Source organism: Celeribacter baekdonensis, from assembly GCF_900102315.1.
Lineage (GTDB): Bacteria > Pseudomonadota > Alphaproteobacteria > Rhodobacterales > Rhodobacteraceae > Celeribacter > Celeribacter baekdonensis.
In genome coordinates, this window is sequence record NZ_FNBL01000002.1 from 208,444 (window position 1) to 230,801 (window position 22,358).

Annotated in this window: 23 protein-coding genes; 11 read left to right on the forward strand and 12 right to left on the reverse strand. The window is 58.7% G+C overall.

Annotated features, from left to right (window positions below):
• Nucleotides 1-3 precede the first annotated feature (3 nt).
• From BLT54_RS05165 to glmM, 5 genes are all read left to right on the forward strand, one after another.
• Nucleotides 4-2,547, forward strand: a complete 2,544-nt coding sequence (locus BLT54_RS05165; protein WP_074641915.1) for a putative PEP-binding protein — start codon at nt 4-6, stop codon at nt 2,545-2,547.
• Nucleotides 2,548-2,748: 201 nt separating this feature from the next.
• Entirely contained in the window at nt 2,749-3,438 is a 690-nt protein-coding gene (locus BLT54_RS05170; protein WP_083351697.1) for a cell wall hydrolase, read from the forward strand.
• Between the two features lie 152 nt (nt 3,439-3,590).
• The gene (locus BLT54_RS05175; protein WP_074641918.1) at nt 3,591-4,514 is read left to right on the forward strand and encodes a dihydroneopterin aldolase; all 924 of its coding nucleotides are present in this window, start codon (nt 3,591-3,593) and stop codon (nt 4,512-4,514) included.
• An 8-nt stretch (nt 4,515-4,522) separates the two neighbouring features.
• A complete protein-coding gene (gene folP / locus BLT54_RS05180; protein WP_074641921.1) occupies nt 4,523-5,548 on the forward strand; it encodes a dihydropteroate synthase in 1,026 nt (341 codons plus the stop codon).
• Nucleotides 5,538-6,884, forward strand: a complete 1,347-nt coding sequence (gene glmM / locus BLT54_RS05185) for a phosphoglucosamine mutase (protein ID WP_074641924.1) — start codon at nt 5,538-5,540, stop codon at nt 6,882-6,884. Before folP ends, glmM begins: the two co-directional genes overlap by 11 nt.
• A gap of 84 nt (nt 6,885-6,968) precedes the next feature.
• Here the strand turns inward: glmM and BLT54_RS05190 are convergent, their stop codons facing one another.
• The 5 genes from BLT54_RS05190 to ilvC form a co-directional block, all read right to left on the reverse strand.
• Nucleotides 6,969-7,382: a hypothetical protein gene (locus BLT54_RS05190; protein WP_074641926.1), complete on the reverse strand. Its 414-nt coding sequence runs from the start codon at nt 7,380-7,382 to the stop codon at nt 6,969-6,971.
• Nucleotides 7,383-7,465: 83 nt separating this feature from the next.
• Nucleotides 7,466-7,987, reverse strand: coding sequence for a hemerythrin domain-containing protein (locus BLT54_RS05195; RefSeq protein ID WP_083351698.1), 522 nt, complete (start codon nt 7,985-7,987; stop codon nt 7,466-7,468).
• Between the two features lie 102 nt (nt 7,988-8,089).
• Complete coding sequence (locus BLT54_RS05200; RefSeq protein ID WP_074641931.1) at nt 8,090-9,010, reverse strand: DMT family transporter; 921 nt, start codon at nt 9,008-9,010, stop codon at nt 8,090-8,092.
• 2 nt (nt 9,011-9,012) lie between these two features.
• Complete coding sequence (locus BLT54_RS05205) at nt 9,013-9,492, reverse strand: cupin domain-containing protein (protein WP_074642453.1); 480 nt, start codon at nt 9,490-9,492, stop codon at nt 9,013-9,015.
• 67 nt (nt 9,493-9,559) lie between these two features.
• Entirely contained in the window at nt 9,560-10,582 is a 1,023-nt protein-coding gene (gene ilvC / locus BLT54_RS05210; RefSeq protein WP_074641933.1) for a ketol-acid reductoisomerase, read from the reverse strand.
• Between the two features lie 154 nt (nt 10,583-10,736).
• Between ilvC and BLT54_RS05215 the strand changes: the two genes are divergently transcribed.
• Both BLT54_RS05215 and BLT54_RS05220 read left to right on the forward strand, forming a co-directional pair.
• Nucleotides 10,737-11,195, forward strand: coding sequence for an Lrp/AsnC family transcriptional regulator (locus tag BLT54_RS05215; RefSeq protein ID WP_074641935.1), 459 nt, complete (start codon nt 10,737-10,739; stop codon nt 11,193-11,195).
• Entirely contained in the window at nt 11,192-11,659 is a 468-nt protein-coding gene (locus BLT54_RS05220; protein ID WP_074641937.1) for an Lrp/AsnC family transcriptional regulator, read from the forward strand. Before BLT54_RS05215 ends, BLT54_RS05220 begins: the two co-directional genes overlap by 4 nt.
• A 7-nt stretch (nt 11,660-11,666) precedes the next feature.
• Here BLT54_RS05220 and BLT54_RS05225 read toward each other — a convergent pair whose 3' ends face one another.
• The 6 genes from BLT54_RS05225 to BLT54_RS05250 form a co-directional block, all read right to left on the reverse strand.
• The gene (locus BLT54_RS05225; protein WP_074641939.1) at nt 11,667-12,260 is read right to left on the reverse strand and encodes a cytochrome b/b6 domain-containing protein; all 594 of its coding nucleotides are present in this window, start codon (nt 12,258-12,260) and stop codon (nt 11,667-11,669) included.
• A 22-nt stretch (nt 12,261-12,282) separates the two neighbouring features.
• Nucleotides 12,283-12,741: a c-type cytochrome gene (locus tag BLT54_RS05230; protein WP_074641941.1), complete on the reverse strand. Its 459-nt coding sequence runs from the start codon at nt 12,739-12,741 to the stop codon at nt 12,283-12,285.
• 209 nt (nt 12,742-12,950) lie between these two features.
• Entirely contained in the window at nt 12,951-15,560 is a 2,610-nt protein-coding gene (gene pepN, locus BLT54_RS05235) for an aminopeptidase N (protein ID WP_074641944.1), read from the reverse strand.
• Nucleotides 15,561-15,706: 146 nt separating this feature from the next.
• The gene (locus tag BLT54_RS05240) at nt 15,707-16,162 is read right to left on the reverse strand and encodes an SRPBCC family protein (protein ID WP_074641946.1); all 456 of its coding nucleotides are present in this window, start codon (nt 16,160-16,162) and stop codon (nt 15,707-15,709) included.
• Nucleotides 16,162-16,629: an SRPBCC family protein gene (locus BLT54_RS05245; protein ID WP_074641948.1), complete on the reverse strand. Its 468-nt coding sequence runs from the start codon at nt 16,627-16,629 to the stop codon at nt 16,162-16,164. The genes BLT54_RS05240 and BLT54_RS05245 overlap by 1 nt, the downstream gene beginning before the upstream one ends.
• Nucleotides 16,607-16,975, reverse strand: coding sequence for an ArsR/SmtB family transcription factor (locus BLT54_RS05250; protein ID WP_074641951.1), 369 nt, complete (start codon nt 16,973-16,975; stop codon nt 16,607-16,609). Before BLT54_RS05250 ends, BLT54_RS05245 begins: the two co-directional genes overlap by 23 nt.
• A 459-nt stretch (nt 16,976-17,434) precedes the next feature.
• Between BLT54_RS05250 and BLT54_RS05260 the strand changes: the two genes are divergently transcribed.
• Nucleotides 17,435-18,220 carry a gamma-glutamyl-gamma-aminobutyrate hydrolase family protein gene (locus BLT54_RS05260; protein WP_074641956.1) on the forward strand — a complete coding sequence of 262 codons (786 nt, stop codon included), beginning with the start codon at nt 17,435-17,437 and terminating at the stop codon, nt 18,218-18,220.
• 15 nt (nt 18,221-18,235) lie between these two features.
• Here the strand turns inward: BLT54_RS05260 and BLT54_RS05265 are convergent, their stop codons facing one another.
• Nucleotides 18,236-18,730 carry a GNAT family N-acetyltransferase gene (locus BLT54_RS05265; protein WP_074641958.1) on the reverse strand — a complete coding sequence of 165 codons (495 nt, stop codon included), beginning with the start codon at nt 18,728-18,730 and terminating at the stop codon, nt 18,236-18,238.
• Between the two features lie 47 nt (nt 18,731-18,777).
• Here BLT54_RS05265 and BLT54_RS05270 point away from each other — a divergent pair, with 47 nt between their 5' ends.
• The 3 genes from BLT54_RS05270 to BLT54_RS05280 all read left to right on the forward strand — a co-directional run bounded on the left by BLT54_RS05270 (nt 18,778) and on the right by BLT54_RS05280 (nt 22,348).
• The gene (locus tag BLT54_RS05270) at nt 18,778-19,221 is read left to right on the forward strand and encodes a methyltransferase family protein (protein WP_074641960.1); all 444 of its coding nucleotides are present in this window, start codon (nt 18,778-18,780) and stop codon (nt 19,219-19,221) included.
• A 109-nt stretch (nt 19,222-19,330) separates the two neighbouring features.
• Entirely contained in the window at nt 19,331-20,902 is a 1,572-nt protein-coding gene (locus BLT54_RS05275) for a Re/Si-specific NAD(P)(+) transhydrogenase subunit alpha (protein WP_074641962.1), read from the forward strand.
• Between the two features lie 12 nt (nt 20,903-20,914).
• Nucleotides 20,915-22,348 (forward strand): NAD(P)(+) transhydrogenase (Re/Si-specific) subunit beta, encoded by a 1,434-nt coding sequence (locus BLT54_RS05280; protein WP_074641964.1) that lies wholly within the window; start codon nt 20,915-20,917, stop codon nt 22,346-22,348.
• The last annotated feature ends 10 nt before the right edge of the window (nt 22,349-22,358 follow it).

Genomic DNA, 22,358 nt, shown 5'->3' on the forward strand with positions numbered 1-22,358 from the left:
GCAGTGCAGCAAGACAATGAAAACCTCGGGTTTACCCGCATCCGCCGTGTCGCACCGATTGCCGTGACCACCCATGGCGGGCGGGCGAAATGTCTTCAGCGCCTGATCCGGCTTGACCTCCCCGTGCCTGAAACCATTGCACTGAGCTTTGATGCGGTGCATCGGCTGGCCGAGGGGCAGACGTTCGACAAACATGCGCTGTTGCGGGTGTTTGGCGATGCGCCGCTGCTTTCTGTACGGCCCTCGTCTGAGGACCCCGATTGGGGCGGTCCCGGTGCCATTCTCAACATCGGGATGAATGATGCCCGCCACGCCGAACTGACCAAAACCCATGGTCCAGAGGCGGCGGATGCGCTTTATCTTCGATTTGTGCAATCTTATGCCGTGCATGTCGAACGTTTAGACCCGGAAGTGTTCGAATTTGACACATCGATGTCGGTGTCCGACGCTTTGAAATCGGCTTTGAGCGCCCATGAGGACGAAACCGGCGATCCGTTCCCGCAAGACCCGGCGTTTCAATTGGGACAGGTGCTGCGCTCGATGGCGCGCGCTTGGGAGGGCACGACCGCGCGGCTGTTGCGTCAGGCCAAAGGCGCGCCTGCGGATGCCGGACTTGGCTTGATCGTTCAGGCGATGTCCTTGGGCATTGGGCCGGGCGAATCCGGGGCAGGGGTGATGCAACTTGTCGATGCCACCACCGGCGCGCCGTTGATCAAAGGCCGCTACAAACGTCAGGCGCAGGGGCGCGAGGCGCTCTCGGCGCAGAGCAACGCGATGTATCTGACGCAGGACGTGCGTGGCCCGTCACTTGAAGAAGAACAGCCAAGACTCTTTGCCGAATTGGTTGAGATGAGCAAACTCTGCCGTCAACGGCTGCGCGAAGAGATGCAGGTGGAATTCACCATTTCGGGTGGGAAATTGAGCGTGCTGGATGCGGTGCGGGTGCCACGCAGTTCGCGGGCCGCGCTGCGCATCGCCGTACAATTGGCCGAAGACGGCATTATTTCACGCGAAGATGCGATTTTGCGGGTGCCGCCGCGCTCGCTGACCGAATTGCTCCACCCTCAGGTCGATCCAAACGCCCCGCGTGACGTGATTGCCAAAGGCATCGCGGCCTCGCCAGGCGGCGCGGTTGGTCGGATCGTGTTCAACTCCACGGTGGCGCAAACCTATGAGGCGCGCGGCGAACCCTGTATCCTTGTGCGGCGCGAAACCACGCCGGAAGACATCCGGGGGATGCATTCCTCGGTCGGGATTTTGACCGAACGTGGCGGAGTGACCTCGCACGCGGCGGTGATCGCGCGTGGCATGGGGGTGCCCTGTGTGGTTGGCGCGTCGATCCGCATCAACTCGCGCGAACGCACGCTGACCCTGGAGGACGGGCGCAAGCTGGCCGAGGGGGATATTTTAACGCTCGATGGCTCGGCAGGCGAGGCCCTGGTCGGGGAGGCACAAATGTTGCCGCCGGTGAAGGACCATTGGTATTTGCAATTGATGGAATGGGCCGACGCGATCCGCGATTTGGGTGTGCGCGCCAATGCCGACACGCCGGCAGATGCCGCCATGGCCCGCGACTTCAAAGCCGAGGGCATCGGGCTGTGCCGCACCGAACATATGTTCTTTGAGGCCGACCGTTTGACGGTGATGCGCGAAATGATTTTCGCCTCCGCGCACGAAGATCGGTCCGAAGCCATCGCCCGACTGTTGCCGATGCAACGATCTGATTTCATTGAGTTGTTTCGGATCATGGAGGGCTTGCCAGTGTGCATTCGGCTGTTTGATCCGCCGCTGCATGAATTTCTGCCCTCCGATCGCGAAGGGGCCAAGGAACTGGCCGAAGCGCTCGATTTGCCGCTCTCCGATGTGACGCGCCGGATCGAATGGCTGTCCGAGTTCAACCCGATGTTGGGGATGCGTGGTGTGCGTTTGGGCATCACCTTCCCCGAGATTTACGAAATGCAGGCGCGGGCGATTTTTGAGGCCACGGTTGAGGCGTCCAAACATGGCGCGCCTGTGGTGCCCGAGATCATGATCCCGCTGGTGTCGGCGCGCCGCGAGGTGGAGATTGTCAAAACCCAGATCGACGGGGTGGCGGCGGCCGTGAAAAACGAAACTGGTGCCGCCTTTACCTATCGGCTTGGGGTGATGGTTGAAACGCCGCGCGCCGCGTTGCGTGCCCATGACATCGCCCAACACGCCGATTTCCTGTCCTTTGGCACCAATGATTTGACACAGATGGCCTATGGCCTGTCGCGCGATGATGCGGGTCGGTTTATGAACGCCTATGTGCAACAGGGCGTGTTCCCCGAAGATCCGTTCCATACGCTCGATATCGAAGGGGTGGGGGAGTTGTTGCGGATTGGTACGGAGCGCGGGCGGGGTAGCCGCCCGGACCTCACCGTGGCGGTCTGTGGCGAACATGGCGGTAACCCCGAATCTATCGCCTTTTGTCGGGCCATTGGGTTGGACTATGTGTCCTGTTCACCGTTCCGAGTGCCGGTCGCGCGCCTTGCCGCTGCGCAACTTGTCGCCGAAGAGGCAAAGTGATCACACTCCCCTTTCAACCTGCTGAAAATAAAGGCTCTTACTGGCCGTTTTTTGAGAATTTTATGGGTTTTTGCAACTGTGTCTTGACTGTCCAGAAACCCCTTGGAACGCACTAGACTGGACCTTTGAGGAAAATTACCCTATCCCGCCGTTCGAATGACACCCCGTGAGGCCCAAAGGTTGGGCGCAATGGAGGGATAAATGAGATCCTTAAACAAGCTGACGGCGCTTGCGCTTGTGGCTACACTTGGCTTTTGCGCCCTTCCCGGTGCAGGCCAGGCTGACGTCAAACTCAGCTCGTCAAACGACCCAAGCCTCGCGCTTGGCCTGCCGCTGACGGCGCTTTTGGACCAAGAGCGCAACGGTTTGAAAAATGTCGATGCGGATGCGATCGAACGGTTGTTGGCCAGCTTCAAGCCGAAGCCAAAGCCGACGCCCCCCGTGAGCGTCGAGTATTCCGACGCGTTCTTGTTGCAACAGCCCGAAGCCACGGGCGGCGAGCAATGGCAGTGCCTGTCTGAGGCGCTGTATTTCGAGGCCCGCGGCGAAAGCGTCAAAGGTCAGTTTGCCGTGGCCGAAGTGATCCTCAATCGCGTGTCCTCCCCGGCCTTTCCGAACACCGTTTGTGGCGTCATCCATCAGGGCACCGGCAAAAAATACCAGTGCCAATTCACCTATACCTGTGATGGCCGCGCCGAAGTGATTGCAGAGCCGGCGGCATGGGATCGGGTCAGCAAGGTCGCCCGCCTGATGTTGGATGGTGCGCCGCGCCCGCTCACCGAAGGGGCCACATTTTATCACACCCGTGCCGTAACGCCGAGCTGGGCGCGCAAATTCGCCCGCACAGCGCAGATCGGGGTTCACTATTTCTATCGCAAACCCAAAGTCTAACAGCGCAGATCACGGATTTGTTTCAAACCCCGCCCGTAAAACGGCGGGGTTTTGCCGTTCGGAAGCGGGGTGGGGGGCGAAAGGGACATTGGCCTTGGACGCGCCGGGAAAATAATTGTAGCAAGGCGAAAATAACCACGAAAGACCCAAACGTGTCCGAGATCCGACAGGCCTTTGAACATCCCGAAGTGCGCGCCAGCGCCACCGCCGCAGAGGCTCCACATGACCGTATTTCCCTGCGCGACCATGTGGTCGAGGTCGAAATCGGTGCCTTTCAGGTCGAGCGCGGGGTGCGGCAACGGGTGGTCTTCAATGTCGTGGTCGAATTGACACCCTTGAGCGGTCCGGTCGATGACGATGTGGATCGCATCTTGTCCTATGATCGCCTGACCGAAGCCATTCAGATCGAATTGGCCGCCGAGCGTCTCAACCTGTTGGAAACTCTGGCCGAACGCATCGCCCTGCGCATCCTGTCCGAGCCGCGGGCGTTTCGGGTCTTTGTCCGCATCGAAAAGCTGGACCGGGGGCCGGGCGCTTTGGGCGTTGAGATCGTGCGCAGCGCCTATCCCGCCACGGATCACCCGATAAGCGCGCAGAGTGTGACACCCGTGCCGCATCCGGTGATTGTACATCTTTCGCCCGAGGCGCTGGCCCATCCAAATCTCACAGCCTGGATCGACGCGATGGATGCCGACCCGCGTCCGGTGATTGTCACTGTTGGCCTGCCGTTGAGCGAACGGCCGCAGTCGGAGGCAAAGCCTGCGCAACGGCGGATTGACCTTTTGGCGATAGAACAAAACGCATGGACGCTTGCGGGCCGTGATCCGCGCTGTGTGGTGCGCGCCTCGCGCACCGAACTTGATTGGGCGGCGCGCCAAGGCCATATCTCGGTTTGGGCCCCGTCCAAAATGGTGCTTGATGCGGTGCACGGGCCAAAGGGCGATGTTGCCGATCTGGTCATGTGGTTGGCGCAAGAGATGTCTGCCGTAGCGCTTTTGACCTTGGGGGAACCCCCGATTGACGGCGCGCATGCGCTTGATCTGGCTGGCCCCTGTCAGCTTCCTGCGGGTCAGTGAGCCTAGCTATGTCCTCGCTCTATTATCGCCCCATCTGTTCTATTGATCCTTCGCGCCCCTCAGGCGCTTTGTCGCTGGCGGGCGGCTGGGTCTGGTTTTCGCAGGTCGAGGTGTTGTCGCGCACAGCCCCGCCGCAGATCATACCCGCCGCTGATCTACCCGAGGAGGTCAAAATCCGCCTGACCGTCCCCCGTGCGCCTTTGGCTGGGCTGGATCTCACTCGGCCAAACCTGATGGGCATTCTCAATGTCACGCCCGATAGTTTCTCCGATGGCGGGCTGTTTGACGCCCCCGAAGCCGCTCTGGCACGGGCGCAAATGATGGTCTCTGAGGGCGCGGATATTCTTGATATCGGAGGCGAAAGCACCCGCCCCGGTGCGGATTATATTGCCCCCGAGGTCGAAATCACCCGCACCGCGCCGGTGATTGCCGCCATTCGGGCGGGCTCCACTGTGCCAATTTCCATCGACACGCGCAAAGCCCCTGTGGCGGCGGCGGCCCTCGCGGCGGGGGCGGATTTGGTCAACGATGTCTATGCGTTTTGCCATGACCCGGAGTTGGCGGCGGTGACAGCGCAATCGGGCGCGCCTGTGTGTTTGATGCATGCCCAAGGCGATCCAGAGGTGATGCAAGAGCATCCCGAGTATGAAAACGTGTTGTTGGATGTCTATGATTTTCTTGCGGCGCGGATTGCCGTGGCGGAGGCGGCGGGCATTGCCCGCACGCGCATTCTGGTCGATCCTGGCATCGGATTTGGCAAGTCTCAGGATCATAATCTTGCACTTTTACACCGAATTTCGCTGTTTCATGCGCTTGGATGCGGCGTGCTTTTGGGCGTTTCGCGCAAAGGCTTTATTGGTCGGATCGGTCAGGCACCTGCGCCGCGAGATCGCGCGCCGGGCTCAATCGCTGTGGCTTTGGCCGCCGTGGCACAGGGGGTTCAGGTGCTGCGGGTCCATGATATCAAAGAGACAAAACAAGCGCTTGCTCTGTGGCAGGCAGTGAGTGGCGAGGGAGGTCAGCATGACGCGTAAACTTTTTGGCACGGATGGCGTGCGTGGGCGGGCCAACTCCGCACCGATGACGGCGGAGATGGCGCTGAAACTCGGGGCCGCTGCTGGGCGTTATTTTCGCCGCGATGGTTCGCGCGAACATCGCGTGGTGATTGGCAAGGACACGCGCCTGTCGGGTTACATGTTTGAAACCGCGATGACGGCGGGGTTTACCTCGACGGGCATGAACGTGTTTCTGCTTGGTCCGGTGCCGACCCCCGCTGTGGGCATGTTGACCACCTCGATGCGCGCTGACGTGGGCGTGATGATTTCCGCCTCGCACAACCCGGCCGAGGACAATGGCATCAAATTTTTTGGCCCCGATGGGTTCAAATTGTCGGACGAGGCCGAGAGTGAAATTGAACGTCTGATGGAGACCGAAATTGAGCCAGCGCAGGCCGACAATATCGGCCGCGCCAAGCGGATCGATGATGGTCGGTTTCGCTACAACGAACGGGTCAAATCGACCCTGCCGCGTGGGATGACCCTTGCGGGTCTCAAGGTGGTGATTGATTGCGCCAATGGCGCGGCGTATCGCACCGCCCCCGAAGTGTTGTGGGAATTGGGTGCCGAGGTGATCCCCGTGGGCACCCATCCCAATGGTCGCAACATCAACGATCACTGTGGTTCGACCTATGTCCAAACCGCAGCCGAAGCTGTGGTGGCGCATGGCGCCGATGTGGGCATTTGTTTGGATGGCGATGCCGACCGGGTGATGATTTTGGACGAGACCGGGCAGGTGGCTGATGGCGATCAACTTATGGGTCTGATGGCCAAATCCTGGGCCGATCAGGGCCGTTTGGCGGGCGGTGCTTTGGTCGCAACGGTGATGTCGAACCTTGGGTTGGAGCGGTTTCTGGAGGCGGAGGGCCTGCGCTTGGAACGCACTGCGGTGGGCGACCGCTATGTGGTCGAACGGATGCGTCAGGGCGGGTTCAACCTTGGCGGCGAACAATCCGGCCATATCGTGATGACCGATTATGCCACCACGGGCGATGGGTTGTTGGCGGGTCTGCAATTTCTGGCTGCCATGGTCGAGACCGGCAAAAAAGCCTCTGAAATGTCACAGGTGTTCGAGCCGGTGCCGCAGCTTTTGAAAAACGTGCGCTATGCCGCAGGCCAGCTTCCGTTGGAGAACGGCGGCGTGAAGGCGGCGATCGCGGATGCGGAGGCCAAGCTTTTGGGCAATGGCCGGTTGTTGATCCGTAAATCCGGCACAGAACCGTTGATCCGGGTGATGGCCGAAAGCGTCAGCGAGACGGTGCTGACCGGGGCTGTAGATCAGGTGGTGGCCGCGGTGGAGGCCGCAACCCGGTAAGCCGATATGTTGGATAAAGATAAGAAAAGGCGGCTCAATGGGCCGCCTTTTTGATAATATATCGTATTTGTACAAGCTGTTCGTTTACTGGCCCGCCACAAAAGGGGAATAGACGAGGCACATGCCAGCGTTCATCAAAGTCCAGATCACACCGAAGATACGCAGGCCGATCCCAGAATTCCCTTTGGGTTGAGCAACCGCGACGGCGCGCGCGACGCCCAAAAGGTAGACGCCAAAGACGACGAACGACGCGCTCAACAGTGGCGACAAGAGCGGAACGAATGAGGCAAGCGCTAAAAAAACAACCATGACGGGCAAAAACAACAGGCCTGCCAAATAATTGCCCGCCCAAAACGTGTCGCCAAGGCCCTCACGCCCGGCCAAAAGGCTTTTCCAAAACCCAAAAGTAAACATCCGCGCCCGTTCGGCTTGGATCTCGCCCTCATTCTTGGGGGTCAGATCGGCGGGGATATGATCGTCATGTGGCGTCTTGGTCATGGGAAACTCCTTTGGCCCATCTGCACATGAAAAAGAGCGCCCCGCAAGGCGCTCTTTCGACGCATTTGGACGTCACATTTGGCTCATCCGCGCAATTTATGGTGCAGGATGATGGGCACCACGAGGTCTTCTTCGTCGCTTAGATGCCGCGCCAAAAGGGCGCTGATGTCGCGGGCGCGGCTTTCAACATCGCCCACCTCAGTGCGCATATCGACAGGCGACAAATGCGCCAGTTGTACCACGCGGTTGGCGCTGCGTTGGAACCGATCCAATGTGGCGTCCAGTGCCGCGTGATCGGCCTCCAACATCTCAAGCCCTGCCATCAGACGCCCCTCAGCGGCCCCCAATTCGGGAAAGAATTTGCGGTCTTCCCAGCTGTGATGCCCATGCAGATTGCGCAACAAAAGATCGCCGTATTTGGCAAGCTTTTGAGCATAGATCTGATCGTCCATCTCTTTGTCAATAAAGGCCTCGGTGTCCTCCAAAACATAGGAAGACAGCGCGCGAAACATGGTGTGAGCGCCCATCCAATTTTGGATGGAGCTGGCGAAATTCGGGTGATCCGGCCAGACATCGCGCGGATAGTCCCGAAGCAGAAACTGCATCTCATCTGGCAGCCCCTGTCTTTTGTCCACTGTGTGTATCATGGGAGGAATGTGGGGGGGCGCAGAATTGTTACAACATAACATTTGCGCAGGGCTGCTCTGTCATCCACGCACAAAGATGCGTTTCACTGAGGCCCATTGCGAAATCGCCACCCCGCCAAGGATCAGCCCCAGCGCGATCAAAAGTGTGGGCGGCAAAGGTTCACCCAAAACCTGCGCGCCCAAGACGACGGACCACACGGGCACCTGATAATTGACCAAAGTCATAAAGGTTGGCCCGGCGGAGCGGATCACCAAAACGCGCAACTGGTTCATCGCCGCAGTCGAGACCACGCCAAGAAAAATCAACGCAACAAAGGCCTTGAGCGGTGGCAGACCCGGCGCGCCTTCGGCCAGGATCGAAAACGGCAGGGTGATCACCGCGCCGGTCGCCATCATGATCGTGGTTAAGGCGGTCGAGTTGATTGGCGGGATGCGACGGATGGTGATGGAGTTGAGCGCATAGCAAAACGCCACGGTGAGACAGGCCATGCGACCCCAAAACTCCAAATCCGCGCCGGTGCTGTCCAACGCAGATTTGCCGATCAGAAGCGCCACACCGCAAAACCCAAGTGTCACGCCAATGATCGCGCGCAGTGACAGGCGCTCGCCCGCCACCATGAAATGCGCCATCGGCAAGACCACCAAAGGCACGGCGGCCATCGAGGTTCCGGCAAAGCCCGAGGTCACATATTGCTGCCCCCAGTTGAGCAATAAAAACGGCACGCCCGAGGAAATCGCCCCGGCCCAGATCAACGCCATGGGACGCGGCCTGTTGTCCGGGTCGGTGCCCATTTTAAACCCGTCTTTGCCCCAAAACACCGCCATCACCATCGCTGCAATGGTCAGCCGGAAGGTTGCCAACCAAAATGGCGTGATCCCGGTCAGGGCGATCTCGATCACCATGAAAGTTGAGCCCCAGACAAAGCCTAAAACGCCAACCATGATCCATGAGGCGCGGGTGATATTGGGGAGAGGCGACATGGTTAATCCTCGTAGGGGGACTGGGCGGGCTGGCCATCCAATGTGGTGTAGTGGCGTGTTTTCACCTCGGTGGCACCGGGATCGCGGGTAAAGGTCAGGATGCGGTCACGGTCAGGATAGGTCACCGTGTCGCCCATGGAGCGGGTGCCGATCACCAGATAGCGCGCCTCTTGATCGCTGACATTGGTCAGGTAATGGCCTTTGGCGACCCCGGCCTTAAAGGTCGCGGCCTCTCCAGCGCGCAAAACGTATGTCTCGGCCCCTTCGATCACTTGCACCTCGCCTGTGACCACAAAGACCATTTCGTCCTCGGTTTGATGCCAGTGTTTGATCGACGACGCAGATCCCGGCGGCAGGATTTCAAGAAAGGCGCCAAACTGGGTCAAGCCTCCGCTGTCGCTGAACAAAAGGGCTTCATAGGACCCGCAGGCGGAGGAGGTGCCGCTGTCTTTGAGCGCGGTGTCTGGTGTGAACTTTGGCATGATGATCCTCTCATGAAAAAGGCCCCGACGCATCCGCCGGGGCCCTTCGTCTTGGAGAGAGTGGCGCTTAGTTGCGCGATTTGTCGACCATTTTTCCGGCGGTGATCCACGGCATCATGCCGCGCAGTTTCGCACCGGTTTCTTCGATCATGTGCTCGTCGTTGGCGCGACGCGATGCTTTGATCGTCGGCTGGCCCACAGCGTTTTCCAACATGAAATCGCGGACGAATTTGCCCTGTTGGATGTCGGTCAAAACGGCTTTCATCGCGGCTTTGGTCTGTTCGTAGGGCAGGATGCGCGGGCCGGTGACGTATTGGCCGTATTCTGCGGTGTTGGAGATCGAGTAATCCATGTTGGCGATGCCGCCTTCGTAGATCAGGTCAACGATCAGCTTCACTTCGTGCAGACACTCGAAATAGGCCATTTCCGGCGCGTAGCCAGCTTCGACCAGCGTTTCAAAACCGCAACGGATCAGCTCAACGAGACCGCCACAGAGCACAGCCTGTTCACCGAACAGGTCGGTTTCACATTCTTCGCGGAAGTTGGTTTCGATGATGCCCGAACGACCGCCACCGATGGCGGAGCAATAGGACAGGCCGATTTCAAGCGCTTTGCCAGTGGCGTCGGTGTCCACAGCCACGAGGCAGGGCACGCCGCCGCCTTTGGTGTATTCGCCGCGTACGGTGTGCCCCGGACCTTTGGGCGCCATCATGATCACGTCAACGCCCGCTTTCGGCTCGATGAGGCCAAAATGTACGTTCAAACCGTGAGCAAAGGCAATGGCGGCGCCTTCGCGGATGTTGTCGTGGACGTATTTTTTGTAGGTTTCGGCCTGCAATTCGTCGGGCATGGTGAACATGATCACGTCACACCACGCGGCGGCCTCAGAAATGCCCATGACTTTGAGGCCTTCCGCTTCGGCTTTCTTGGCCGAGGCAGAGCCTTCGCGCAAAGCGACGACAAGGTTTTTCGCGCCGGAATCGCGCAGGTTGAGCGCGTGGGCGTGACCTTGCGAGCCGTAGCCCAGGATGGCGACTTTTTTGTCTTTGATGATGTTCACATCGCAATCGCGATCGTAATAAACGCGCATATGGGCGCTCCTTCATTCTTTGTCTGTGTGCAAGCCTCTTTCGAGTCTGCGGGCACTATCGTTCAAATCTAACCTCTGTCGCGTACAAAATTTGACCTCATTTCTGGTTTGTGAAATACGATCATTCGTATAATCTTAAATTTGTGAAAAAATCATGCAAGTAGACGACACAGACCGGCGCATCCTGCGTCAAATACAGGCCGATCCCGAAGCACCCGCCTCTGAATTGGCCGAACGCGCCGGGGTGACCCCGGTCACATTCGCCCGCCGATTGGAGCGGATGCGCGAGGCTGGTGTGGTCAAAGCGATCCGCGAACAGGTCGATTGGCGCGCTTTGGGCTATGAGGTTGAGGTGTCGTTGCGCGTCACCTTGGACAAAACCGAACCGCGCGCCTTTGACGAATTCATCATCGCCGCGCGTGCTGTCCCTGAGGTGATTTCCATCGGTACATTCCTGGGCCGGGTCGATGCGCGGCTTTTGGTGATTGCGCGCGATATGTCTGATTATCAACGGATTTATCGCGAACACATTCTGTCCCTGCCGCATATGACCGACATTGAGGCCTTGATGCAGGTGGCGACCATCAAAGATGCGCAATCGGTGCCGCTATGAGCCAGGACGCGATGGAATTGGACGACATCGACCGCCGGCTGATCCGCGCTTTATGCGAGGATGCGACACAATCGGCGGGGGCCTTGGGGCGCGAGATGGGGCTGAGTCAACCGGCGACGTGGCGGCGGATCAAGCGGCTGAAAGAGCTGGGCATTTTCGGCCCGCGCCGGGTGGATTTGGATCTTGAGGGTTTGGGATTTGGCGTCACGGTGTTTTTGGGCATCAAATTGGCGACCAAGGGTCGGGTGTCCTTGGAGGATTTCGAACGCGCCGTGCAGGCGATCCCGGAGGTGCAGACCGTGCAGCACGTTTTGGGCCTGTTCGATTATCGGCTGCGCGTGGTGGCGCAAGACCTGCCGGATTTTGAACGCGTGCTCAGGCGGCGGATCATGACGCTGCCCGGTGTGGGCAACGTCGAGGCCAATGTGCTGTTGTCCGAGGAACGCCGCCCCGGCCCGATTTAGCGCCTGATCAATGCGGGATTTTGTCGGAGGGCAGATCGACATAGCCGGTGATCATCGGCTTGACCAAATTCTCGCCCTTGCGCTTTTTATACCAAAAAATCGCGGCGATATGCCCCAGAACCATCAGCAAAAGCAGGGTTGAGAGCGGTTCATGCAGCGACAGCGCCTTGCGCGCCACATCGCTTGAGACATACTGTGCCAGCGGGCCGACATTGATGAAATCTTCCGGGTCGGCCAAGAGCCCAGACATCACCTGCATTGCCAAAACGACCAAAACCCCGACGACAAAAATCGCGCCGACCGGGTTGTGACCATAGGAGCGTGACGGGGTGTTCAAAGGGAGCGTCCGGGCATAGGCCATGACCTTGCCCGGACCTTTGACAAATGTGGCGAACCGCGCCGTTTTGGTGCCAAACAGCCCCCACAGCAGCCGCAACACCACGATCCCGGCCACGGTGTAGCCCGAATAGAAATGCAACGTCATGATGTTTGGGCCAAATTTGCCCAAACCCCATGAGGTGGCGAAAGCGATCACCAAAGCCCAATGGAGGATGCGGACAACGGGGTCCCAAACATAGGTTTTGTTCAGCGGTTCTGACATCGGTTCGCCTCAGTCTTAGCGCTTAAAAATCTTTGGCGCGGTAGTCGTCGTGGCAGGCTTTGCAGGTGCCGCCGAGTTTGCCGACGGCGGGCTGAAGTGCCTCAAGGCCGTTGCCGGCGACAGCGTTCAAATCGGCCACAGCTTGGTAAAAGGCCATGCCTTTGTCCTGAACGCCGGGCATATCGGCCCAGATTTTAGCCTCAGCGCGGGTTTCACCGGGCAGGTCGTCGTTCGAGGTGCCGGGTGCGAAAAGGTCGGACATGGTGTAGCCGGTGAGAGCCGCAAGATCCTTTGCCGCTTGGCTTGCCACATCGGCGTCATAGTCGATTTTACCCTGTGCCATGGCGCCCAATGTAGACATTTCAAAGCCCACAAGGGTGAAATACGCGCGGCGTGCTTTGGCCACGTCAGAGGGGGATTGGGCAAACGCTCCGGTCGCGGCAGTGGCGGCGATGACGGTCGAGATAATGAGTTTACGCATAGATGATGTTCCCTGTCAGGTGACGTAATGAATGACGAATGTGTCCGCACGATTGGCCAATCATGTCATGGTATTGTGCAAAGTGAATATGACAATCTGTCCCGCCCGGCGATGTAAGCCCCGGAACCGGTTCAACTTTTTGTTATGATGGCGCTAACCGGGCACGATGTCGCACCCGGCTGCATGTTGTGCTTTACATAATCCGAGCGTCAGGCGGACAGAATGCGAGTCACCATTTCGGTCGTGTCGCGCGACAGGGTCGGGGTGGCCAGTATCCGCTCCAACTGGTCGCGTATCATGTCTTGGCGATCCGCGTCATAGCGTTTCCAGGTTTCAAATGCGCCGGACATCCGTGCCGTGGTTTGCGGGTTGAGCGCATCCAGCGCAATGAGGTGATCGGCCAAAAGCGCATAGGCTTTGCCATCAGAGGTGTGGAAGCCCGCGTGATTGCCCGCCAATGCGCCAAACACGGACCGGAATCGGTTCGGGTTTTTCATAGTGAAATCAGGGTGTTGGGTGAGGGATTTGGCAATGTCCGCGGCCTGATCAGGGGCGGCGGAGGCGACTTGCATCATGAACCATTTGTCCATGACCAAACGGTCGTCTTGCCACTGTTTGGCAAAATCCGCCAATTCATCCTCGCCAAGTCCCGCCGACAACAAGGCCTGCAACGCCCCCGCCTGTTCGGTCATATTGTCCGCGCGTTTGTAAAGCGCGCGCGCCGTGGCCCCGCCATCACTGAGTGTCAAAAGCGAGAGGGCAGACAGGCGCAGGCTGCGTTTGCCTGAGCCATTTGCGTCGGGCGTAAAGGCGCCTGCATCGTTTTCCACATAGAGTGCGGGCAGCACCTCGCGCAGGTGCGCCGCCAAAATCCGCCGTACCTCTTCGCGGGCGGCATAGATTTTATCCGGGTCCGGCGTGACGCCCGCATCATAGAGCGTTTGTGCCAAATCGTCCTGTGACGGCAGCCCAAGCGTCAGCGCCCGGAAGGCGGGATCGAGACTGTCATCGGTGAGCACGGTTTTGATCGCGTCGAGATAGGCGTTTGCGGGCGGTGTGCCCTCCATGATCATCGCGATCAACGTCTCTTTCGCCAACATCCGCCCCATTTCCCATTTCTGAAACGGGTCGGTGTCATGGGCCAACAGGAAGGCGCGGGTCTTGGCGCTCATCTCGCGTTCAAGCACCACGGGTGCTGAGAAATCGCGCAGGATCGAGGCGGTCGGGCGCGCGCCCAAACCCTCAAAGACAAAGCTTTGGGTCGCTTTGGTCATCTCTAAAATGGTGGTTGGGATAACCTCGTCGCCGTTCGGTCCAATCAGACCGACGGCAATGGGCAGGACCATCGGCGTTTTCGTCGTCTGGCCCGGTGTGGCAGGGGTCGATTGGGTGAAGGTCAGGGTGAATGTGCCGTCCTGCCAGTCCTCTTCAACACTCAAGCGCGGCGTGCCCGCCTGAGAATACCATTGTTTGAATTGTGCAAGATCGCGCCCAGTCGTATCGGCAAAGGCGGCGAGCCAATCTTCGATGGTCACGGCCTGTCCATCATGGCGCTCAAAGTAGAGATCGCAGGATTTTTTATAGGCCTCATCGCCCACAAGCCGTTTGAGCATCCCGATGATTTCCGCGCCTTTTTCATAGACGGTTGCGGTGTAGAAATTGTTGATCTCGACAAAACTTTCGGGCCGCACCGGATGGGCCAGAGGGCCGTTGTCTTCGCGGAACTGACGGGCGCGCAGGGTGAGAACTTCTTCAATCCTTTTAACGGCATGGCTGCGCATGTCGCCGGAGAACATCTGATCGCGGTAGACGGTCAGGCCCTCTTTGAGGCAGAGTTGAAACCAATCGCGACAGGTGATGCGGTTGCCGGTCCAGTTGTGAAAATACTCATGAGCAATGATGCCTTCGATCCGTTCAAAATTCGCGTCCGTCGAGGTCTCTTTCGAGGCCAAAACACAGGACGAGTTGAACACGTTCAGCCCCTTGTTTTCCATTGCTCCCATGTTGAAGTCATCGACAGCGACAATGTTGAATATGTCTAAGTCGTATTCACGACCATAGACCCGCTCGTCCCATGCCATACTGTCTTTGAGCGCCTGCATGCCAAAGGCGCATTTGCCCTCGTCGCCGGGCCGCACCCAGATGTTCAGTTCGACCTTCTTGCCGGATTTTGTGGTGAAGCCGCCGGGATGATTGATCAGATTTCCGGCCACCAAAGCGAACAAATAGGAGGGTTTCGGCCAGGGGTCATGCCACTCGGCAAAGCCCGGTCCAGAGGCCCCGGGATTGCCATTGGACAACATCACCGGCATGTCGGATTCAACGCGCACGGAGAAGGGGGCCATCACATCGGGACGGTCCGGGTAATAGGTGATCTTGCGAAAACCTTCGGCCTCGCATTGGGTGCAATACATGGCATTTTGTGCGAGCTGACTTTCGCGTCCGCCCTCTTCGGAGGCTTCCACGTTCAGCGGGGACATATAGAGGCCTTCCAGCGCCGTGTTGGTTTTGGGGCTGATCTCCACCTCGGCTTCAAAGGTAAAGGGGGCGGCCGGAAGATCGCCGGATTTGATCACCAGATGGGTGTCCGCGACCTCATAGGGCACGATGGCCTCATTCACGGCCACGGCGATGAGCCTCAGGCCCTCGCCATCCAAAATCAGATCGCCGGGATTTTGCACATTCGGCACAAAGGTGATTTTGGACAGAACCCGCGTGGCCCGAGGGGCCAGTCGAAAGGTCAGATGCACATCGCGCACCCAATGGTGCGGCTCTTGGTAATCTTTCAGGTGAATCGTTTGGGGGGCGGCGTCTTTCATTCTCTGTCCTTTCGCGGGTAGCGCGTCTTGGGCACGTTAGAGCGAGGGACAGGGGGCTTCAACACCCTCAGGTCTCAATGTGATCTTCTTGTGATCACGCGTGCGATGGTGCGCGTGCCTGGCAAGAGGGACAGCCTGTGATAAGGTTATGCCGCACCGACAAAGGCCGCGAGTTTGCCCAAGGTTTGCATCCCGAGTTCGACCGCGCCAAAGCCCTTGGCCTCTTGGTATTCGGCATCGCTCGAAAAGATCATCCGCAATGTGATCCGCGATCCGTGGCCGGTGGGTTCGAAAATCGCCGATGCCTCAGCATGTTTGGGGCCGTTTTCGCCCCAGAGAAGCTCGTACTCAATCCGCTCCATGGGGATCACACGGGTGTAGCGGTGATGATTTGGAAAGACGGTCCCATCCGGGCCGATCATGTCGAACACCCATTCGCCACCGTCGCGCAGGTCAATGCGTGTGGTGCGGCAACTGAACCCATCGGGCCCCCACCATTTGGGGAGCGCCTCGGGGTCGGTCCATGCGCTCCAGATCACCGCGACGGGTGCGGCGATGTCGCGTGAGAGGGTCATGGTGCGGTTTTCGGCTGAGCGGTCCATCAGAGCAAGCCCTTGGCATAGGTGGCGAGTTGATCCGCCACTGTGCCCCAACCGTCAAAAAAGCCCATGTCTTTATGGGTTTGCGCCGCCTCTTGCGAGCGGTGTCGGGCGGTGGCTGTATAGATCGTGCCGCCATCTGGCGCATCCGCAAAGGTCAGGATTGCGGTCATGAACGGGTCCGGCGCGGGTTTCCATCCTTCGGAGTAGCCATCTGTAAAGACAAGCTTTTCACCGGGGATCAGTTCAAGGTAGACGCCGGTGTTGTCCATCACTGCGCCGTCTACGTCAAAAACGGTGTTGAACCGCCCGCCCACACGCAGATCAATGTCACAGGCGGTGACTTTATGTGGGGCGGGGATAAAGAAATGCGGGATGTGTTCGGGCTGCGTCCAACAGTCCCAGACCAAGGCGCGGGGCACGGCCAGAGTGCGGGTAAAGCTGAGGTCAGTCTTTGGATCGAGGGTCATCTGTTTGCTCCTGATTGGGTTGGGCGAGTTGGGTGACATAGGCATCAAAGCGGTCAAGGCGGCTGGTCCAAAGGCTGCGCTGCTCCTCAAGCCAGCTTTGCACCGGGGTAAAGGCACCGGGGGTGAGGCGACAGGTTCGGATGCGGCCTTGTTTTTCGGTGGAAATCAGCCCGGCGGTTTCAAGTTTCTTCACATGAGCCATGAGGGAGGGCAGGGCCATGTCATGGGGAGTGTGCAGATCCGACAGGGTTGCCGGCCCGCGCGCCAACCGGGTCAGGATTGCGCGGCGGGTTGGGTCACTGAGGGCTGAGAACAGCGTGTCGAGATCGTTTGAATGCTTAGTCATACGACTAAGTATTCGGATTTTGTCGCGTGATGCAAGAAAAACTTAGGACTTTGACTAAGTTTTTGTCGAGTGACGTGTTTGGGAACGGGCTGGCCGGTATCGTCGCCACGCTGAATCGAAAAACCGCGTATGGTTACGCGTCATGACACGATTCAGGACCACGATGCACAGCTCTCAAAGGCCAGGTGAAGACAAGCGCGTCATCTTCGCTCCTCCCCTGACCTCACAAATGTTTTGGCCCGGGCGAGGCCAATCGTGGGCCTTTGCGTGGTTCGATATGGGTGCTCAAAACTCAGTCGTGATGCCGGATGTGATCAATAAAGGGGCAGCGGGCGCGATTTGGTGAGTATGTGAACAGCGCAAAGGTGTATGTGCGCAGGGATGCAGAGGCCTTGCGCACCCATGCCCCTTTTCTCTGCTCGCAAAGCAGGTATCCTTGGCCAAAAGGAGAGGCATATCATGAGCAGACCCATCGTTGGCGTGATCGGAAATTCGGACCTGCTGAACGGGCAATACCCGGCCTTTACCGGCGGCAAGATGAACGCCGAGGCCGTCTCCGATGTTGCGGGCTGTATGCCGCTTTTGATACCGGCGCATCCCAATTTCGTCTCCTCCGAGGAGCTGATGGGCGTTTGTGACGGTTTTTTGTTCACCGGCGGTCGGCCCAATGTGCACCCAGAGGAATATGGCGAACCTGAGACCGAAGCCCATGGGGCGTTTGATCGCTGTCGCGATGCGGTGACATTGCCGCTTATTCGCGCCTGTGTTGAGGTGGGTCTGCCGTTCCTTGGCATTTGTCGCGGCTTTCAGGAGGTCAATGTCGCCATGGGGGGCACGCTTTATCCTGAAATTCGCGATCTGCCGGGGCGAATGAACCACCGGATGCCGCCAGATGGCACGATTGAGGAAAAATTCGCCCTGCGCCACCCGGTGCGTCTGAGCGAGGGTGGAGTGTTTCATCGCTTGTTTGGCACAGATGAGGTGATGACCAATACGCTGCATGGGCAGGGGATCAAAACCCCCGGTGCGCGCATCGTGATTGACGGCTACGCCCCCGATGGCACGCCTGAGGCGATTTATGTCAAAGATGCGCCGGGGTTCACACTTTCGGTGCAATGGCACCCGGAATGGAACGCCTGTCAGGACCCGGTGTCGCGGCCGTTGTTTGCCGCCTTTGGTGAGGCGGTTCATGCTTATGCCGCGGCGCGCACAGGTGTCGCGAGGCCGCTGTCGAAGGCCGTTTAAGCGGTCAAATCCCTTTCAAAGCGCCTTTTCCATCCGAAAATTTTCAATCCCGACACCGTCGCGGATCACTGTTTGCCGGGCTGTCACCCGCCAGCCGCGTTTTTCAAAGAAACGCCGGGCCAGATGCGAGGCCTCTGTGTCCATACAGGGCAGGCCAAGACGACGCGCCTCCGCCTCGCAGGCGTCATAGAGCTTGGCGGCGGTGCCTTTGCCCATCTCCTCCAAGGCGACATAGGCAAAATCGATATGGCCATCATGTCCCATGGTGAAAAAGCCTTTGAGCCGTCCCCATCGCGTGGCGCAGATCGCATAGCCCGCGGTCAGCCGCGCGGGCCAGGTTTCGGGGGCATGGTCGCGGTCCGGTGCCCAAGCGGCGCGTTGTGCCGCCGTATAAAACGCGCCCGTGCCGTCGCGCACCGTGCGGTGAAACAGGGCGTAACAGGCGTCGGCGTCTTTGACGGTGATCGGACGTACTGTGATCGGACGCAATGTGAGGGCGCGTATTTTCATGTCCGAACTTGTAGCGCGCGGGCAGTGTCTCGGCTAGAGTGGCCGCTATGAAATATCTCGATTATCCCCCGGTTTGGCTTTTGGCCTTTATGTGCGCCGCTTACGCCTTGGCCGGTGTTGGGCTCGGTTTTACCGTGCCGCCGCTGGTGGCTCTGGTCGGGTGGATTTTGATCGCGCTGGGCGTGGGGCTTATGGGTGTGGCCGCCTTCACGATGTGGCGACACAAAACCACAGTCATCCCCCACAAACAGCCCTCGGCCATCGTCACCAATGGCGTCTATGCCCTGTCGCGCAATCCAATTTATCTGGGCGACGTCTTTACACTCGCAGGCTTTGCTTTACTTTGCGGCAGTTCGATGGGGATCGTGTTGGTTCCGGCCTTTATGGCCGTGATACAAAAGCGATTTATCATTGAGGAGGAACAAAAGCTCCGGGCGGGATTCCCACAGGATTTCTCCGCTTGGGCCAAAAAAACGCGACGTTGGGTGTAGTCTGCCATCACGGGTCAAAAATGTTAGCGCAATAATGTTGCGAAACATCGGCAGGATTGGGTAAGGATGCACCAAGAATGCGAATAGGACTGGGGAAAAGGAAAATCTCGTGAAATTTGGGGTTCCAAAGGAAGTCTTTGAGGGGGAGGCGCGCGTCGCGTTGACTCCTGAGAGCGCCAAGCAGTTGCAAAAGCTTGGATATGACTGTGCGGTTGAAACCGGGGCCGGTGTGCTCGCCGGATTCTCCGATAAAGACTATGCGGAGGCGGGCGTTGAGGTCATCAAGACCGCCGCCGCGCTTTGGAAGGACTGCGACATCGTCGCCAAGGTCCGCCAGCCGTCCGAGACGGAGATGAAGCGGCTCAAATCGGGTCAGACTTTGATCTCTTTCTTCAACCCAGGTGCCAATGAGGCCGGGATGGAGATGGCCAAGTCCAAAGGCGCCAACGTGATCGCCATGGAAATGGTGCCCCGGATTTCGCGCGCCCAAAAAATGGATGCGCTCTCTTCCATGGCCAATATCGCGGGCTACCGCGCGGTCATCGAGGCCTCCAACAATTTCGGCCGTTTCTTCACCGGACAAATCACGGCGGCCGGTAAAGTGCCGCCCGCAAAAGTGTTGGTTGTCGGTGCCGGTGTGGCCGGTCTTGCCGCCATCGGGACGTCCACCTCGCTCGGTGCGATCACCTATGCGTTTGACGTGCGTCCCGAAGTGGCCGAACAGGTCGAATCCATGGGCGCTCAGTTTGTCTACCTCGATTTCGAGGAAGAACAACAAGATGGCGCGGCCACGGGCGGCTATGCCTCTGTGTCCTCGCCCGAGTTCCGCGAAGCGCAGCTTGCGAAATTCCGCGAATTGGCCCCCGAAGTGGACATCGTGATCACCACCGCGTTGATCCCGAACCGCGAAGCGCCCGAACTTTGGACCGAAGACATGGTCGCGGCGATGAAGCCGGGGTCCGTGATCGTCGATCTCGCGGCGGAAAAGGGCGGCAACTGCAAGCTGACCAAAATGGACGAGAAAATCGTCACCGAGAATGGCGTGACCATCATCGGGTACACCGATTTCCCGTCGCGCATGGCGGCTCAGGCCTCGACGCTTTACTCCACCAACATCCGTCACATGATGACCGATCTGACGCCGGAAAAAGACGGCCAGATCGTGCATAACATGGAAGATGACGTGATCCGTGGTGCGACGGTGACCTATGCGGGCGAGATCACATTCCCGCCGCCGCCGCCGAAAATCAAAGCCATCGCCGCCAAGCCGAAAGAAGCGGCTAAAGTGTTGACGGCAGAGGAAAAACGCGCCGCAGAAACCGCAGCTTTCAAAGCCCAGACCAAACAACAGGTCACTTTGATGGCCATCGGTGCGGTGCTTTTGCTGGGGGTTGGTCTTGTTGCACCTGCCTCCTTCATGCAGCACTTTATCGTCTTTGTTCTCTCCGTCTTCATTGGCTTCCAGGTCATTTGGAACGTGTCGCACTCGCTGCACACGCCTCTCATGGCTGTCACCAACGCCATTTCGTCGATCATCATTCTGGGCGCTCTGATGCAAATCGGGTCGGGTTCTTGGCTTGTGATTGTGCTCGGTGCTCTGTCGGTCTTCATGGCCGGGATCAACATCTTTGGCGGCTTTATGGTCACACGGCGCATGCTTGCCATGTTCCAGAAATCTTAAGGGGTAGGGATCATGGAATACGGATTTACGACAGCGGCCTATGTGGTCGCAGCGGTGCTCTTCATCCTCTCTCTCGGGGGATTGTCGGGCCAGGAAAGCGCAAAACGCGCGGTGTGGTATGGGATTGTCGGCATGGCCTTGGCCGTGTTCGCCACCCTGATCGGGCCGGGCTCTGGCCTGTGGCTTTTGTCGCTCGTGCTGATTGCGGGCGGCGGGATCATCGGCTGGATGGTCGCCACCAAGGTCGAAATGACCGAAATGCCGCAACTTGTGGCCGCGATGCACTCGCTCGTTGGTCTGGCTGCGGTCTTCGTGGGCTTTAACGCCCATTTCGAGGCTTCCAATGTGGCCGGTCTGGACGCGGCCGCGCGTGATGGTCTTGACGGGTTTGCCGCCCTTTTGGCCCATAAAACTCTGGTCGAGCTGAACATCCTCAAGGTTGAATTGTTCCTCGGCATCTTCATCGGGGCGGTGACCTTTACCGGGTCTATCGTCGCCTTTGGCAAACTCGCCGGCAAACTGAACTCGAAAGCCACCAAACTTCCGGGCGGTCACATGTTGAACGCGGCTGCGGCGGCGATCTCTGTGCTGTCGCTGATCTGGTACTTCAACACCGGTGGCTTTTTGCCGCTGGCGATCATGACGCTGATGGCGCTGTTCATCGGTTACCACCTGATCATGGGCATCGGCGGCGCCGATATGCCGGTGGTGGTCTCCATGCTCAACTCCTACTCGGGCTGGGCGGCTGCTGCGATTGGCTTCTCGCTTGGCAACGATCTGTTGATCGTGGTCGGTGCGCTGGTGGGTTCTTCGGGTGCGATCCTGTCTTACATCATGTGTAAGGCGATGAACCGCTCCTTTGTCTCGGTCATTCTGGGCGGCTTTGGCGGCACCACGGGGCCGGCGATGGAGGTCGAAGGCGAACAGATCGCCATTGATGCCGACGGTGTGGCCACTGCCCTCAATGAGGCCGATAGCGTGATCATCGTTCCGGGCTACGGCATGGCCGTGGCTCAGGCACAGGCGGCTGTGTCTGAGTTGACCAACAAGCTGCGCTCCAAAGGCAAAAACGTGCGTTTCGCCATTCACCCGGTTGCGGGGCGTTTGCCGGGCCACATGAACGTGCTCTTGGCCGAAGCCAAAGTGCCCTATGACATCGTGATGGAAATGGACGAGATCAACGAAGACTTCCCGGACACGGATGTGGTCATCGTCATCGGCTCCAACGACATCGTGAACCCGGCCGCCCAAGAAGATCCGAACTCCCCGATCGCCGGGATGCCGGTTCTGGAAGTGTGGAAAGCGAAACAAGTGTTCGTGTCAAAACGCGGTCAGGGCACCGGCTATTCGGGCATCGAAAACCCGCTGTTCTACAAAGAGAACACCCGCATGTTCTATGGCGATGCCAAAGACAGCATGAACGCGCTGCTGCCGAAGCTCGACTAAGTTTCATCGC

Bases quoted from the DNA above. Each gene is read 5' to 3' on its own strand.
- BLT54_RS05170 (WP_083351697.1), top strand. From the start codon at position 2,749: ATGAGATCCTTAAACAAGCTGACGGCGCTTGCGCTTGTGGCTACACTT.
- folP (WP_074641921.1), top strand. From the start codon at position 4,523: ATGTCCTCGCTCTATTATCGCCCCATCTGTTCTATTGATCCTTCGCGC.
- glmM (WP_074641924.1), top strand. From the start codon at position 5,538: ATGACGCGTAAACTTTTTGGCACGGATGGCGTGCGTGGGCGGGCCAAC.
- BLT54_RS05190 (WP_074641926.1), bottom strand. From the start codon at position 7,382: ATGACCAAGACGCCACATGACGATCATATCCCCGCCGATCTGACCCCC.
- BLT54_RS05195 (WP_083351698.1), bottom strand. From the start codon at position 7,987: ATGCAGTTTCTGCTTCGGGACTATCCGCGCGATGTCTGGCCGGATCAC.
- BLT54_RS05200 (WP_074641931.1), bottom strand. From the start codon at position 9,010: ATGTCGCCTCTCCCCAATATCACCCGCGCCTCATGGATCATGGTTGGC.
- BLT54_RS05205 (WP_074642453.1), bottom strand. From the start codon at position 9,492: ATGCCAAAGTTCACACCAGACACCGCGCTCAAAGACAGCGGCACCTCC.
- ilvC (WP_074641933.1), bottom strand. From the start codon at position 10,582: ATGCGCGTTTATTACGATCGCGATTGCGATGTGAACATCATCAAAGAC.
- BLT54_RS05215 (WP_074641935.1), top strand. From the start codon at position 10,737: ATGCAAGTAGACGACACAGACCGGCGCATCCTGCGTCAAATACAGGCC.
- BLT54_RS05220 (WP_074641937.1), top strand. From the start codon at position 11,192: ATGAGCCAGGACGCGATGGAATTGGACGACATCGACCGCCGGCTGATC.
- BLT54_RS05225 (WP_074641939.1), bottom strand. From the start codon at position 12,260: ATGTCAGAACCGCTGAACAAAACCTATGTTTGGGACCCCGTTGTCCGC.
- BLT54_RS05230 (WP_074641941.1), bottom strand. From the start codon at position 12,741: ATGCGTAAACTCATTATCTCGACCGTCATCGCCGCCACTGCCGCGACC.
- pepN (WP_074641944.1), bottom strand. From the start codon at position 15,560: ATGAAAGACGCCGCCCCCCAAACGATTCACCTGAAAGATTACCAAGAG.
- BLT54_RS05240 (WP_074641946.1), bottom strand. From the start codon at position 16,162: ATGGACCGCTCAGCCGAAAACCGCACCATGACCCTCTCACGCGACATC.
- BLT54_RS05245 (WP_074641948.1), bottom strand. From the start codon at position 16,629: ATGACCCTCGATCCAAAGACTGACCTCAGCTTTACCCGCACTCTGGCC.
- BLT54_RS05250 (WP_074641951.1), bottom strand. From the start codon at position 16,975: ATGACTAAGCATTCAAACGATCTCGACACGCTGTTCTCAGCCCTCAGT.
- BLT54_RS05260 (WP_074641956.1), top strand. From the start codon at position 17,435: ATGAGCAGACCCATCGTTGGCGTGATCGGAAATTCGGACCTGCTGAAC.
- BLT54_RS05265 (WP_074641958.1), bottom strand. From the start codon at position 18,730: ATGAAAATACGCGCCCTCACATTGCGTCCGATCACAGTACGTCCGATC.
- BLT54_RS05270 (WP_074641960.1), top strand. From the start codon at position 18,778: ATGAAATATCTCGATTATCCCCCGGTTTGGCTTTTGGCCTTTATGTGC.
- BLT54_RS05280 (WP_074641964.1), top strand. From the start codon at position 20,915: ATGGAATACGGATTTACGACAGCGGCCTATGTGGTCGCAGCGGTGCTC.